The sequence below is a fragment of the Paraburkholderia sp. J94 genome, assembly GCF_905220285.1.
Lineage (GTDB): Bacteria > Pseudomonadota > Gammaproteobacteria > Burkholderiales > Burkholderiaceae > Paraburkholderia > Paraburkholderia tropica_A.
Window position 1 is genome coordinate 140,482 of the sequence record NZ_CAJMZH010000013.1, and the last position, 13,181, is coordinate 153,662.

The following is a 13,181-nucleotide window of genomic DNA, read 5'->3' on the forward strand; positions in this document are numbered from 1 at the left end:
CGTGGCCGACAACACGGACACCCCGGCAAAGCCCGTCAAGGGACTACCGGGCCTGGTTTTCCACGAGGTATGGCGCACGTCGTGCGCGCCGTCGCCGCTCGGCGCGACGGTCGATGCGGCCGCGCCGCTGCGCCTGTCGCCCGAAACGGGCGGGACGGTCATCAGGATTTGTGACATCCCGCCCGACGCCGCGCACGATGGCCCGGACGTCGACATCGAAGCGCATTTCGCCGAAATCGGCATGGTCCGGCCCGAAGGGAGCAGTGCCGCCGAACCTCATGCGCTGATGCATCAGACCGACACGATCGACTACGGCATCCTGCTGGAAGGCGAGCTATGGCTGGTCCTCGACGAGAGCGAAACCCGGCTGTTGCCCGGCGACGTGGTGGTCCAGCGCGGCACGCGGCACGCGTGGAGCAATCGCACCGATCGTCCCGCGCGGATCGCCTTCATTCTCGTCGATGCGAAAACCGGCGAGTGAGCCCGGACCTGTATCGAATAAAGCGCGCGCAACAAGGCGCGTAACGTTTCGCCCTCATCTGAGGAGTGCCTGCCATGGCATCCGCATCCCAGGTCCAGCAGGAAGACCTGTTGTTCCGGCGTATCGCGCGGCGCATCGTGCCGTTGCTGTTCGTCTGCTACCTGGTCGCGTTTCTCGATCGGGTCAACGTCGGCATCGCGCAATTGCAGATGACGCAAGCGCTGGGGTTGAGCGCCGCGCAGTACGGGCTGGCGGCGGGACTCTTCTTTCTGCCATATGCGTTGCTCGAAATTCCCAGCAACCTCTGGTTCCAGCGCGCCGGTGCGCGCCGGACGCTGTTGCGCATCATGGTGCCGTGGGGGCTCACGGCATCGGCGACGATGTTCGTGACGACGGCCCACCAGTTCTACGCGTTGCGCATGCTGCTCGGCGTGTTCGAGGCGGGCTTCTTTCCGGGCGTCATCCTGTACCTGTCGTACTGGTTCCCCGGCCGCTATCGCGCGCGCACGACGAGCGCATTCTGGGTCGGCAGCGTGGCGGCCGGGGCGGTGAGCGGACCGCTGTTCGGCAGCATCATGAGCGGTCTGGATGGCGCAGGCGGGCTGCAAGGCTGGCAATGGGTGTTCCTGCTCGCGGGTGCGCCTGCCTGCGTGCTGGGCGTCGTTTGCTACTTCTGGCTCGACGACCGGCCAGAGGAGGCGCGCTGGCTGTCGGCGCAGGACAAGGCGATACTCGATCACGCGCATCGTGCCGATCAACGGGCGCTTCACGCTCAGGATACTGCCCGCGATGACCTGCCCGCCGCGCGCCTTGCGGTGATTCGCGATCCGATGATCTATGTGCTGACCGTGATTTACTTCGCCGGATCGTGCGGCGGGTTCATCATGAACTTCTGGCTGCCGGCAATGATCCGCGACACAGGGGTGACCTCGAACGCGACGATCGGCTGGCTGACCACGATTCCTGCCATAGCGGGGATCGTCGGATCGCTCGCATTGAGCTATAGCTCGGACGTGCGCTTCGAGCGACGGTATCACCTGGCCGGGTGTCTCGCAGTCGGCGCGCTGGGACTGGTCGGCACGCTCCTCTGGACCGGCAGCGCGACGGCGCTCCTCGTCTGCTTCACGTTCGCCGCGGTCGGGATTTTCGGCAGCATGGCGCTATTCTGGTCCTTGCCGTCGACCTATTTGCCGCGTTCACAGGCGGCGCTCGGAATCGCGGTGATCAATACGCTCGGTATCAGCGCGGGCTTCTTCTGTCCGTCCATTCTCGGCTTTGTGAAGACTTTGACTGGCAGCGTGTCGCTCGGCATTGCGCTTTTTGCACTGCTTTTCGCAATCGCCTGTGTGCTCGCGTTATTCGTCATTCCAGAAAAAGCCGTGACGATGATTCGACCGCAGCCCGCCGATGGCGCCCAGGCGAGCGCCGAAGCCGCTGCGGGCTGAAACAGACTGCCTGGGCGGCATTCGCGCGCCATCATCACAACGCAGCGCGATTTAAATTCAATATTTAAATCGCGCTGCCGTTATCTCTCTGCGTGGGCTGCCGCTTCGAAATTGAAAAGCGGTAGCGACACACGCCTCGAAGCGAATAAAGAATTCACCGTTGTGCGTTCTGGAGTTGTTGCGTGCGGCGTCGTATCGACGCGCCCGTTGCACGCACACCAACCGGAACGCCCTAGCCAACTATAAGACCAGAAAATTGCACGCCATGAAGAAACTCCTCCTGACTGCACTGTGTTTCTCGACGACATCGGCATTTGCCGCCAGTCAGGTTCTACTGGAAACACCGGTTACCTACGCGCCGGGCGCGAGCGTCGTCGAGCAGATCAAGGATGAATGCCACATCGAAGACATGCTCACGCGCCATGTCGGCGCGGTGCTTCGCAAGATCAACCGGACCGGCGACGGCACGATTTCGTCGCAAGGCGATGCGGGCGATGCAAGGATTCTCCGATTGCAGATCACCCACGTATTGGGCGTCGGCGGCGGCGCATGGAGCGGCCCGAAGGCGACGACGGTGAGCGCGGATCTGATCGAAAACGGCAAGGTGATCCGTCACACCAAAATCAATCGCTGGTCGGTCGGCGGCGTGTGGGGCGCGTTCAAGGGAAGCTGCTCGATTCTGGATCGCACGACGATCGTCATCAGCAAGGACCTGAGCCGCTGGGTGCGCGACCCGTCCTATGTGATCAAGGAAGAGGAGCCGCCGAAGGAGGCTTCGGCGCCCGCTGCGCAAACCGATCCGGCGAGCACTGTGACCGCTGAACAAGCGGCTGAACACGCGGCGGAATAAGAGCGGCGGAGAAGCGAACCCGCGCGATCCGCCGGTTCGCTTTCGATGATGCGGCCGACGCTCCACACGGGCGTCGAACGACTAGATCCAGCGTTCCTGTGCGGACGGATCGATGTCGCGCCGCGCGATCAGCAGCAATTTGACTTCGTCCGCCGCATACGGTTTGTGCTCGACGCCTTTGGGCACGACCGCCATCTCGCCCGCCCGCAACAGCACCGAACGATCGCGAAAGTCCAGACGCAATTCGCCGTCGAACACGAAGTAAGTCTCGTCGCTATGCGCGCGACTGCGCCACAGGAAATCGCCCTGCAGACGCACGACCTTGAACTGGTGATCGTTCATTTCGGCGATCACCTGCGGGCCCCAGTGCGATTCGATGCGTTCGAACTTGCCGCGAAGGGCGACGGTGCTGCGCTGGCCGCGCGTAGCGCGCGTGTCGGATGTATCGGATGTGTCGCGAGACATGACGGCGATTTCCCCGGTTGCAATGGATAGCGCAGAGGCTACCCGTCGCGCATACAACCGTCTTGCACGATATTGCAACTGGCTTTCAGTCGTCCGCGCCGCGCGCCATCTGAAGCCAGCGGGCCGGCGCGATGCCGTATGTCTTGCCGAAATGGCGGGTGAGGTGGCTCTGATCCGTAAAGCCGGTGGCGGCGGCCACGCTCGCCAGCGGCGTGCCCGCTTCCATCATGCGCCGCGCGACATCGAGCCTGCGCATGGTCAGGAAGCGATACGGACTCGTGCCGTAGAAGGTGTGGAAGTCGCGCGTGAGGCTCCAGCGGTCGCGGCCCGTGACGGCTTCGAGTTCATCGAGCGTCACCACGCGCAGCGCGTTCTCGTGCAGGAAATCGCGCGCGCGGCGGGCGCTCGCGAAGTCGCGCGAGGCGGGTGCGGGGCGCGCGCCGGAGACGGCCGCGAGCGCCGTCGCGAGTTCGGCGAGCGCTTCGGCCTGCTCCATCGGATCGAGCGTGACGTTCATCGGCTGGAGCAGCGTTTCGGTGGCGGCCAGCAAACGCGGATCGGTCGAAATGCCGTGCTCGATGAAGGGCAGCGTGCGGCCGTCGAGCACGTTCTGGAACAGCGCTGGCTCGACGTAGATCATGCGGTAGCGGAAGCCGCCCTCGGCGCCGGCCTGGCCGTCGTGGGCTTCGTCGGGATGCAGCACGATGGTGTGGCCCGGCAGGCTGCGCCGCATGCCGCGGCGGTACTGGAAGTCGTGCACGCCCGCGAGCGAGCGGCCGATCGCATAGGTGTCGTGGCGATGACTCGCGTACGCATTGCCGGTGAAGAAGGCTTCGAAGCGCTCGACGCCTTCAACCGGCTCCGCGCGCTGAACCCAATCGGCGCGCCGGGATTGCGGGCCGCGGCTCATGCGCGTGCTCGCGGCCTCAAGGCCCCGCAGATTTTCCCGCTGAACGGTTGTGTAAAACCCGACATATTCACCGCTATCGATTAAACAGATTCAAGCATCGATTCATGATAACGCGATAGCCGAATTTATCGGGCATGGGTTGAATGGCGACCGTATTCCCAGTAGGGAATTGCGCGGGGAATTGCGCGGCGAATTGTGAGCGGGGAATTGCACGGCGAATGGCGCGCAGATTAGTGCCTGTGCACCTTTTCCAGCGCCTCGGCGCGATGGACGGCATGTTCGCCGCTCTTTTCGCTTTCGACCTCATAATGCGGGTCTTCCTTCGACGCGGCGACAGCGTGACCGTCCAGTTCCGTATCCCGGATGATGCGGCGGACGACTGTGCCCGTTGTCATGCCTTGCGGGGTATTCCACGTCACGCGATCGCCTGTTTTGAGTCGATGGGACATGATGGTGCGCTCCAGTGGTTGAAAGCCTTTAATCGCCGCATTCCGTGTTCCTGGGCGCTGGGCTAAACCACGCGGCTAAACCACGAGACAACCCTGCGGATCCGCCACAGTCACGGTCGCTTCCATGCCCGCCGTGAAGCGCAGATAATCGCTCTCCATTCCATCGGAAAAAATCACGCCGTTTTCCGGCATGCGCGAACGCAGCCGCAAAGGCTGCGCCGCGCTCACCTGGCCGAATACGAGTTCGGTTTTCGACGCCCGGCTCGGAAACGGCTCGCGCACCGCGAAGGTCAGCTCAGGGCTGTCCCAGGACCGCGCTTCGTAGCGGAAGGTCTCGCGCGAACCCTGCACGGCCATGCTCACGCCGATCGACCCCGTCACCACGCTCTTGATCCACGCGGTCGAGCCCAGACCCGTCGCCACGATCACGCCCGACGACGATTGCGATTCGCAGCGTTCGCCCAGTTCGATTTCGTAGAGCGCGGACGCGTGCGTGCGCGGGCCGACAAACAGATCGTTCACCGCGCGCAGCACCTGTCCGTCCGAGAGCCGCGCCTCCGCCATGGTGACCGCCTTCGTCGGGCGGCGGCCGCGCCCGACATCCGCGAGCACCGCGCCGAGTTCGGGCGGCTCGAACGGCAGCAGCACGCCGTCCCATCGTCCTGGTTCGGGATTGAGTCCGATCAGCGGCTGGCCGTCGAGGTACTTCATCGAGTTCGCCACGATCCCGTCCTGCCCGAGCGCGACGACGATATCGTCGGGCGCGAAGATGAAATTGGGCAGATAGCTGCGATCGACAATCTGATAGCGGCCCCAGTCTTCCAGCGCGCGAACCGTCAGTTCCAGCGCGCGCGCGTAGGCGGCGTGCTCGGCGAGGTAATCGGAGAAGTCCGCGCCGAGGTGCTCGATGTAGAACTTCGCCTGCGCGAGCGTGTGGTGCCGCGCGATCAGATCTTCATAGCGCGTGCGGCGCGTCACCAGCACGACCTTGCGTGAATCGGCGCTCATGCTGCCTTCCTTTCCGTGCTGCCGAGCAAGCCCTGGAGCAGATCGGGCGACACATTGAGTTGACCGATGCGTTCCGCGCGCTCGGCGATGCCGCCGAACGCCTGGGCGATCAATTGGCCCGGCTGCATGCCCGCCGCCGCGAGCGCGCTGACGATGCGCGGGTCGGCCTTTTCGAGCGCCTGCATGACGGCCGCGACGCGGTGCGCCTCGGCTTCCGCGAGCGTGCGGCTGTTCTGCGCCTGACCGGACACGAACGCCTTGCGCTTTTCTTCGAGCTCGATATCGGCCGCCATCTGCTCGTTGCGCAGCCCGTTCTCCTTGCGCATCAGCGTGGCCTTCGCTTCCATCTGCGTTTCGCGGATTTGCCGCTTCTTCTGCTCGACGGCGATATCGGTATCGAGTTCGTTTTGCCGGATCGCCCGCTCGTTTTCCACCGCCGACATGCGGCGCAGATAGACGGCATCGTCGGCGGCCTTGAGGTTGGACTCGCGGGCCTCCGCTTCGAGCGCGCGGGCGATGTCCGGCGTCGGCTTCACGGCCATCACGGAGACGCCGAGGATTTCCAGGCCGAGCGCCGCGATTTCGGTTTGATCGGCGAGGCCCGTCTGCACGGTTTGCGCGATCGCCGCCGAAGCACGCAAGGCCTGCTTCAGATCGAGCGCCTGCACGGTCTGCTGAACGATGACTTCGACCTGCATCGCGACGCGGTCGCCGAGACGCTTGGGGTCGTCGGACACATAGCTGCGGCCGTCCTTGCCGAGCGAGAAGTCCATCATCGCGGCCGTGCGGTGCGGGTCGCGCACGCGGTAGGTCACCTGTCCCTGCACGGTGACGCTCTGGAAATCCGCCGTCACCAGTTCGAGGATGAAAGGGCGATCCTGGCTGGCGACGGGCACCGAAACCAGCGTCGTTGCCGGCGCGTAATAGAAGAACGAGAGTCCCGCGCCTTCGCGCACCATCTGGCCTGCGCGGAACTGCATGAGGTGGACTGTTGGCTGCGACTTGATGTACCGGATACCGAACATGATGGGCTCCTTGTGTGGCGTGTCGGGATGTGAGTTGTACAGTGCAACTTCTATGGGTTGTACAATACAACCTCGATTCAGGGACGTCAAGTTTTCGAGGTGCACATGGCCAACACGAAGTCTTCCGCCGGACGACGCGCGCGCGCGCCGCGCGAGTTCTCACAGCCGCATACGACCGTCGATGTCGTGATCTTTTCGGTGCTCGACAACGCGTTGCAAGTCTTGCTGGTCCAGCGCCCGGACGAGCCCGGCGAGCCGTTCCCGGGACGCTGGGCGCTGCCGGGCGGTTTTGTCGACGTAGTGGTCGACAGGACGCTCGAGGAGTGCGCGCGCCGCAAGCTGTTCGACAAGACCGGCGTGGCGAGTCCGTATCTGGAGCAACTGGGGAGTTGGGGCAGTGCGGTGCGCGACCCGCGCGGCTGGTCGGCCACGCACGTCTGGTTCGCGCTGATCGCGGCGCAGGACGTGACGCTCGCGAAGGGCGCGAATGCGGCCGAGGTGGCGTGGTTCGCGGTCGATGCGGTGATTGCGGCGCAGGGACTCGCCTTCGATCACGACGTCATTCTGCAGGCGGCGGTCGAGCGCTTGCGCAGCAAGGTCGAATACACATCGCTGCCTGCATTCCTGCTGCCGGAGCCGTTCACGTTGCCGCAGCTTCAGCGGATGTATGAAATCGTGCTCGGGCGGCCCGTCGATAAAAGCGGCTTTCGCACGCGGATGCTCGCGGCGGGGTTTCTCAAGGAAGCGGGTTATGTCGCTGGAGAATCGAATCGGCCGGCGCTCGGCTATTCCATCGTCGATCGAAGCGCGCCGGCGGTGTTTCCGCGCACGTTCAGTCCGCGTGGCGGCGATTGAATTGGGCGAACGCGTCGCTCGCGTCCGCGATCACGACGGTGGTCGGCACCGGCATCGAAATCAGCGGACTTGAAGGCGTCGACGGCTAGCGGCTTTCCTGCGTCGGATTACGCCGCGCGTTGGCCCAGCGCTTCTTCGACGATGCGGCGCCCGACGCTATAACCGCGCATCAGCGCATCGACTTCGTTGACGAACCATCGGTCGCCAAGATCGGCCAGGCGGATTTGCGGAAAGCACGGCGTCGAATTGTCTGACTTATGAATCGATACCATGGCCACAAAGCCACTATCGGTCATTCTCATTTTCCGCAGCGCCGGCTCCGAGATGCATTCGGTGCTGACTCGAATGGCATATCCCTTGTAGTCGTAATTGCGTTGCATGCCTTTGGCTTCCTGAATGAATTGTCCTCGACGCGAGAGCGCTTCAAGCCGCTCTCAGGAAGGTTAACGAACCGCTCCCGGAAAAATTAATAGCAAAGACCGTGCCTTGATGTTTCTTTCGCGTGCATTCTCCTTTCGATTTCTTTTGCGTGCTGCCAGTTTGAATGTCGCGAACGATCGATCTTAAACATTTAATCGCGCGCCAAAGCACGCTCAATCCACGCCCCGCATCCAGCGCCCAGACATTTCCGGCAAGTGCAATAATGCCTCGACCCGCCGCCACGCTTGCGTGCAGCGGGCCTCATCAAGTGCGAGAGTCGTTGTTGCAGGTCTGCATGCGACAGATGCACCGGAGCGCCTCACGGGCGCGCCATGGTTAGCCGCGCGCCGCTCGCGGCTTCAGCACAGACCGGACAACCGTTTATGCGAACCTTGCCCGGGAGACGTTCCGATGTCCTACATCGAAGTGCTGGAACCGCTTGTTTGCACCATCATCGCCCCTGAAGCCCCGCATACCGACCAGCTTGGGCGCTTTCCGCGCGCCGCCGTCGACGCGCTCGGCCAGGCGGGCCTGCTCGGTCTCATCAGCGCCGAGGAAGTCGGCGGCATGGGACTCGGTCTCGCGCAGGCGTGTCAGGTCGTCGAGCGCATCGCGCGCGATTGCCCGTCGACGGCCATGGTCGTCACCATGCATTACGCGGGCGCGTCGCTGATCGAAAAGTATGGCCCGGTCGAAATCCGTGGCGCGGTCGCGCGCGGCGAGCACCTCACCACGCTCGCGTGGTCGGAGACCGGCTCGCGCAGCCACTTCTGGGCGCCGGTCGGCACGGCGCGTCCCGACGGCGACGACTTCGTGCTCAACGGCAGCAAGAGCATGGTGACGTCTGCATCGGAAGCGGATTCCTATGTCTGGTCGTCGCGGCCCGCGCGCGCGGCAGGCGCGAGCACGCTCTGGCTCGTCGACAGCCGCGCTCAAGGGCTGCAAGCACCGAGCGCATTTGACGGCCTCGGTCTGCGCGGCAACGCATCGGCGCCCATTCGCGCCGAAGGCCTGCGCGTGCCCGCAAGCGCGATGCTCGGCGCGGACGGCAGCGGCGGCGACATCATGAACGGCGACGCGCTGCCGGTGTTTGCAAACCTCGTGGCGTCGACGTCGATCGGACTCGCCGACGGCTCGCTGCAACGCGCGACGCAGCACATCACCGCGAGCCGCTTCGCGGAGAGCGGCGAGGCACTGAGCGATCTGCCGACGATCCGCGCCTATCTCGCGCGCGCCCAACTTCGCGCCGATCAGGCCCGCACGCTGCGCGACGATACGCTTGCGGCGTTGTCGGCGGGCCGCGCCGACGCGATGCTGCGCGTGCTCGAAGTGAAGGCCGCGGCGGCGGAAGCGGCGCTCGACGTCACCGACACGGCAATGCGTCTCTGCGGCGGCGCGGCGTTTCGCAAGGAAGTGGGCATCGAGCGGCTGTTCCGCGACGCACGCGCCGCGTCCATCATGGGACCGACCTCGGACGTCCTCTACGACTTCATCGGCCGCGCGCTCTGCGGCATGCCGCTCGCTTGACGGAGAGAACACGCCATGTCACGACACGCACCGCTGATGCTCGGCGCCGTCGCCTATGCCCCCAAGGTCGTCACGATCTGGGAAGGCTTCAAATCGTGGTTCGCCGGGCAGGGACTGGCGATCGACTATCTGCTGTATTCGAATTACGAAACTCAGGTCGAGGCGCAATTCGCCGGCGATATCGCCTTCGCCTGGAATTCGCCGCTCGCGTGGATACGGGCGCAGCGCATGGCCGAAGCGCGCGGCGAAACGGTTCAATCGCTCGTCATGCGCGATACCGATATCGATCTGCATTCCGTACTAATTGTGCGAAGCGATAGTCGCATACAGGCGCTGCACGATCTGCGCGATGCGACGATTGGTTTCGGCGCGATCGATTCGCCTCAGGCGACGCTGATTCCGCTCGATCATCTGCGTCACGAGGGCGGTCTCGTCGCCGAGCAGGATTTTCGCGCGCGCCGTTTCGACGTGCTCGGCGGCAAGCACGGCGATCATATCGGCGGCGAGCGCGATGCGGCCCATGCGCTCGCGAACGGCGAGATCGACGCGGCGTGGATGATCGCGGGCAATTACAAGGCGTTCGCCGACGAAGGCACGCTGCCCGCTGGCGGCACACGCATCGTCGCGACGACGGGCGCGTTCGATCACTGCAACATGACGGTCAGCCCCGGCGTGCCGGAAGACGACGCGCAACGCTTTGGCGCGCTGCTGCGCTCGATGGACTGGAACGACGCGAGTGTGCGTCCGCTGCTCGAACTGGAAGGGCTCCGGCGCTGGCTGCCCGGCCGCGCGAGCGGCTATGCCTTGCTCGATCGCGCGGTCACGGAGGAGGCGTTCTATGACGATCAAGGCCGGATCATCGAGCCCGCTTATCGATATTGAGTCGCTCGGTTTCGACGCGGGCGCGCATCTGCTGGTCCGGCACGCGCTCGACGCGCTCAGGCCGGGCGAGCGCTTGCGCGTGATTGGCGCGTCGCCTGGCTGGGACGTGATGCTCGCGCACTGGTGCCGCGCGCAAGGCCATCTTCTGCAGTGGAAAACGAATAACGATGGCGCGGATGGCGCGGATGGCGATGAACGGCGCTACGCGCTCGTTGAACGCGACAGCCGCTATGGCCGTGACGGACGTTGGCGCGACGCGCAGCAAAGCGGCCATAGCGATCCGCGTGCGCCCGATGCGGTCTTGCCGCGTGCGTCGCCGGGTTGGGGACTGGCGGCGCGCGGGGCGCAGGTGGAGGCGGGCTCGCCGCCATATGCATTTCGTCTGGATCGCAAAGAGGAAGTCTGGGCGGAAAACGCGGGCGAACTCTATGCGCAGGCCGTCGCGGCGCAATGGAATCCCGATGAGGCCATCGACTGGTCGGTGGAATTCGAATTGCCCGCGCCCGTCGAAGCGGCGGTGGTGCAGATCATGACCTATATGGTCGAGAACGAGAATGCCGCGCTAATCGTGCCCGCGCGTTTTCTCGGCCAGTTGCATCCGCATTATCGGGAATTGCAGGCGGCGCTCGCGATTCAGATCGCCGACGAAGCGCGGCATATCGAAGTCTTTACGCGGCGCATTCGTCACAAGGGGCACGAACCGGCCTTATCGACGGCGGGCGGACAAGCCTCGCTGAAGACGCTGCTCGACGAAGCGGATTTTTCGCTCGCGAGCTTTCTGCTTTCGGTGATGGGCGAGGGCACGTTCGTGGCGCTGCTGCAATTCCTGCAAGCGCACGGCCCCGATCCGCTGACACGACAGATCGCGCGTCTCGCCGCGCGCGACGAAGCGCGGCACGTGGCGCTCGGCATGTCGCATCTGCTTTACCGGCTCAAAAGCGAACCGTATTTGCGCACGCGGCTGGCACGCGCGATCGAGGCGCGTCACGGTGCGCTGGCGGGCACGGCGGGCCTCAACGAAGAAGTCTTCGATGCGCTGATACTCGTGGCGGCGGGCGAACTGACACCGGCCGCCGTGGCGCGCGGCTATGCGCGGGTGCAGGATCTGATGCGCGAGATGGCCGATGGACGTTACACGCGGCTCGTGCGCCTGGGTTTCGAAGCGGCCGAGGCGCGCGAACTCGCGTCGCTGCATACGCGCAATTTCATGTAGACCGCGCGGTTCGAATACGGCTCGCGCCGCGCGGTCTTTCACAGCGCTATCGCTTACTTGATAAAGCTGAGTTCCTTGCTGATGCGATCGAGAATGGGCTTCTTCTTCTCGTTGAACACGGTCTTGTTCTGCTGAATCAGATTATTGCCCTTCGTGTCGATCGAAATGATAAGGGGTCCGAATTCCCTGACGCGATTGATCCAGAGCGTTTCGGGCATGCCGAGATCCTGCCATTCCGCGCCTTCGATTTCCTCGACGAGCGTCGCCGCGAGCACCGCGCAGCCGCCGGGGAAAATCGCGTGCACAGCCTTGTGCTCCTGGCAGCCCGCCGCCGTTTCCGGCCCCATGCCGCCCTTGCCGACGATCAGCTTCACACCGGTCTGCTCGATGAACTCTCGCTCGAACTTCTCCATGCGCATGCTCGTCGTCGGGCCGATGGAGACCATTTCAAAGCTGCCGTCGTCTTTCTTGCGCACGATGGGGCCCGCGTGAAAGATCGCGCCGCCTTCGAGATTCACGGGCAATTCGCGGCCCTGTTCGATCAGGCGGCGATGCGCGACGTCGCGGCAGGTGACGAGCCGTCCGGTCAGATAGACGACGTCGCCGACATTGAGATCCTCGAGATCTTCGGACTTGATGGGAGTCGTAAGGACCTTCTTCACAGCACCACCCCTTCGTGGGAAAGAATTTCGTAGGACAGGTCCGCGTTGATGCGGATCTTGCCGCGCCGGTGCGCCCAGCAACCCGTGTTGATCGCCACGCCGATCGTCGACGGATGACGCGCCGACGATTCGATATTCACGCCCATCACGCTGTTGTTGCCCGTGAGACCTTGCGGGCCGATGCCGACTTCGTTCAGCCCTTGTTCGAGCAGTTGTTCCATCAGCGCCGCGCGCGGATTGTCACTCTTCGAATCGACGGGACGCAGAATCGCGAGCTTCGACAGACGCGCCGCCGTTTCGACCGAGGTCGACACGCCCACGCCCACGAGCAGCGGCGGGCACGCGTTCACGCCGCGTTCGGTGATCACGTCCATGACGAATTCGGCCACGCCTTCGTAACCCTGGCCCGGCATCAGCACCTTCGCTGCGCCCGGCAGCGTGCAGCCGCCGCCCGCCATATAGACGTCGATCGTGCAGCTATCCTTTTCCGGCACGATGCGCCAGTCGAGCCAGGGAATCTGCGTGCCGGTATTCGTGCCGGTGTTCTTTTCGTCGAACGTTTCGACCGCGTTGTGACGCAGCGGCCCGAGTTTCGTCGCGCCTTCGGTCGCGCCGCGCAGAATTTCCTCGAGTTCGCCGAGCAGCGGAAAATGCGCGCCGGCGTCCACGAAATACTGAATGACACCCGTGTCCTGGCAGCTCGGACGATTGAGTTTGTCGGCGGCTTCCTGATTGCCGTGCATGGAGTCGTAAACCGACTTCGCGAGCGGATTCGTCTCCATCGTGCGAAGTTCGGACAGTTTGGCTTTCACGTCTTTCGGCAGGCGCTTGCCGATATAGGCCGTGAACTTCGCCATCGTGTCGGTCAGGGACTGGATACTCGATTCCTTGTCCACGATTTCTCCTGATACTGTGACTGTGGGGATAGGTAGGCAGATTGCCGATGCGCGTCGCGGCGTGAGAAGGCGCGAGAGGGCGGGAATCGCGAG

Annotated in this window: 15 protein-coding genes; 7 read left to right on the forward strand and 8 right to left on the reverse strand. The window is 64.1% G+C overall.

Annotation, left to right across the window (positions count from 1 at the left end; translation table 11 throughout):
- Position 1 precedes the first annotated feature (1 nt).
- From U4Y88_RS26335 to U4Y88_RS26345, 3 genes are all read left to right on the forward strand, one after another.
- Entirely contained in the window at positions 2-481 is a 480-nt protein-coding gene (locus tag U4Y88_RS26335) for a cupin domain-containing protein (RefSeq protein WP_321787425.1), read from the forward strand.
- 74 nt (positions 482-555) lie between these two features.
- The gene (locus U4Y88_RS26340) at positions 556-1,926 is read left to right on the forward strand and encodes an MFS transporter (RefSeq protein WP_321787427.1); all 1,371 of its coding nucleotides are present in this window, start codon (positions 556-558) and stop codon (positions 1,924-1,926) included.
- 265 nt (positions 1,927-2,191) lie between these two features.
- The gene (locus tag U4Y88_RS26345; protein WP_321787538.1) at positions 2,192-2,776 is read left to right on the forward strand and encodes a hypothetical protein; all 585 of its coding nucleotides are present in this window, start codon (positions 2,192-2,194) and stop codon (positions 2,774-2,776) included.
- An 81-nt stretch (positions 2,777-2,857) separates the two neighbouring features.
- On the opposite strand, the gene U4Y88_RS26350 is transcribed toward U4Y88_RS26345, so the two are convergent.
- From U4Y88_RS26350 to U4Y88_RS26370, 5 genes are all read right to left on the reverse strand, one after another.
- On the reverse strand, positions 2,858-3,241 hold the full coding sequence (locus U4Y88_RS26350; protein ID WP_310634093.1) for a cupin domain-containing protein: 384 nt from the start codon (positions 3,239-3,241) through the stop codon (positions 2,858-2,860).
- Between the two features lie 85 nt (positions 3,242-3,326).
- A complete protein-coding gene (locus U4Y88_RS26355) occupies positions 3,327-4,151 on the reverse strand; it encodes an AraC family transcriptional regulator (RefSeq protein WP_321787429.1) in 825 nt (274 codons plus the stop codon).
- Between the two features lie 230 nt (positions 4,152-4,381).
- Positions 4,382-4,600, reverse strand: coding sequence for a DUF2945 domain-containing protein (locus tag U4Y88_RS26360; protein WP_310634102.1), 219 nt, complete (start codon positions 4,598-4,600; stop codon positions 4,382-4,384).
- 75 nt (positions 4,601-4,675) lie between these two features.
- Positions 4,676-5,608 carry a sugar kinase gene (locus tag U4Y88_RS26365; RefSeq protein ID WP_321787431.1) on the reverse strand — a complete coding sequence of 311 codons (933 nt, stop codon included), beginning with the start codon at positions 5,606-5,608 and terminating at the stop codon, positions 4,676-4,678.
- Positions 5,605-6,633: an SPFH domain-containing protein gene (locus tag U4Y88_RS26370; protein WP_224015096.1), complete on the reverse strand. Its 1,029-nt coding sequence runs from the start codon at positions 6,631-6,633 to the stop codon at positions 5,605-5,607. Before U4Y88_RS26370 ends, U4Y88_RS26365 begins: the two co-directional genes overlap by 4 nt.
- Before the next feature lie 105 nt (positions 6,634-6,738).
- Between U4Y88_RS26370 and U4Y88_RS26375 the strand changes: the two genes are divergently transcribed.
- Entirely contained in the window at positions 6,739-7,488 is a 750-nt protein-coding gene (locus tag U4Y88_RS26375; protein WP_321787433.1) for an NUDIX hydrolase, read from the forward strand.
- A gap of 107 nt (positions 7,489-7,595) precedes the next feature.
- Here U4Y88_RS26375 and U4Y88_RS26380 read toward each other — a convergent pair whose 3' ends face one another.
- Positions 7,596-7,868, reverse strand: coding sequence for a hypothetical protein (locus U4Y88_RS26380; RefSeq protein WP_224015092.1), 273 nt, complete (start codon positions 7,866-7,868; stop codon positions 7,596-7,598).
- Positions 7,869-8,319: 451 nt separating this feature from the next.
- On the opposite strand from U4Y88_RS26380, the gene U4Y88_RS26385 reads away from it, so the two are divergent.
- From U4Y88_RS26385 to U4Y88_RS26395, 3 genes are read left to right on the forward strand one after another with little or no spacing between them, the layout of a single operon-like run.
- Entirely contained in the window at positions 8,320-9,435 is a 1,116-nt protein-coding gene (locus U4Y88_RS26385; RefSeq protein WP_321787435.1) for an acyl-CoA dehydrogenase family protein, read from the forward strand.
- A gap of 15 nt (positions 9,436-9,450) precedes the next feature.
- Positions 9,451-10,317 carry a phosphate/phosphite/phosphonate ABC transporter substrate-binding protein gene (locus U4Y88_RS26390; protein WP_321787437.1) on the forward strand — a complete coding sequence of 289 codons (867 nt, stop codon included), beginning with the start codon at positions 9,451-9,453 and terminating at the stop codon, positions 10,315-10,317.
- Positions 10,274-11,530, forward strand: a complete 1,257-nt coding sequence (locus tag U4Y88_RS26395) for a ferritin-like domain-containing protein (RefSeq protein ID WP_321787439.1) — start codon at positions 10,274-10,276, stop codon at positions 11,528-11,530. The genes U4Y88_RS26390 and U4Y88_RS26395 overlap by 44 nt, the downstream gene beginning before the upstream one ends.
- A 53-nt stretch (positions 11,531-11,583) precedes the next feature.
- Here U4Y88_RS26395 and ttdB read toward each other — a convergent pair whose 3' ends face one another.
- Both ttdB and ttdA read right to left on the reverse strand, forming a co-directional pair.
- Positions 11,584-12,192, reverse strand: a complete 609-nt coding sequence (gene ttdB, locus U4Y88_RS26400; RefSeq protein WP_027818402.1) for a L(+)-tartrate dehydratase subunit beta — start codon at positions 12,190-12,192, stop codon at positions 11,584-11,586.
- A complete protein-coding gene (gene ttdA, locus U4Y88_RS26405; protein WP_415774505.1) occupies positions 12,189-13,049 on the reverse strand; it encodes a L(+)-tartrate dehydratase subunit alpha in 861 nt (286 codons plus the stop codon). The genes ttdB and ttdA overlap by 4 nt, the downstream gene beginning before the upstream one ends.
- Between the last annotated feature and the right edge of the window lie 132 nt (positions 13,050-13,181).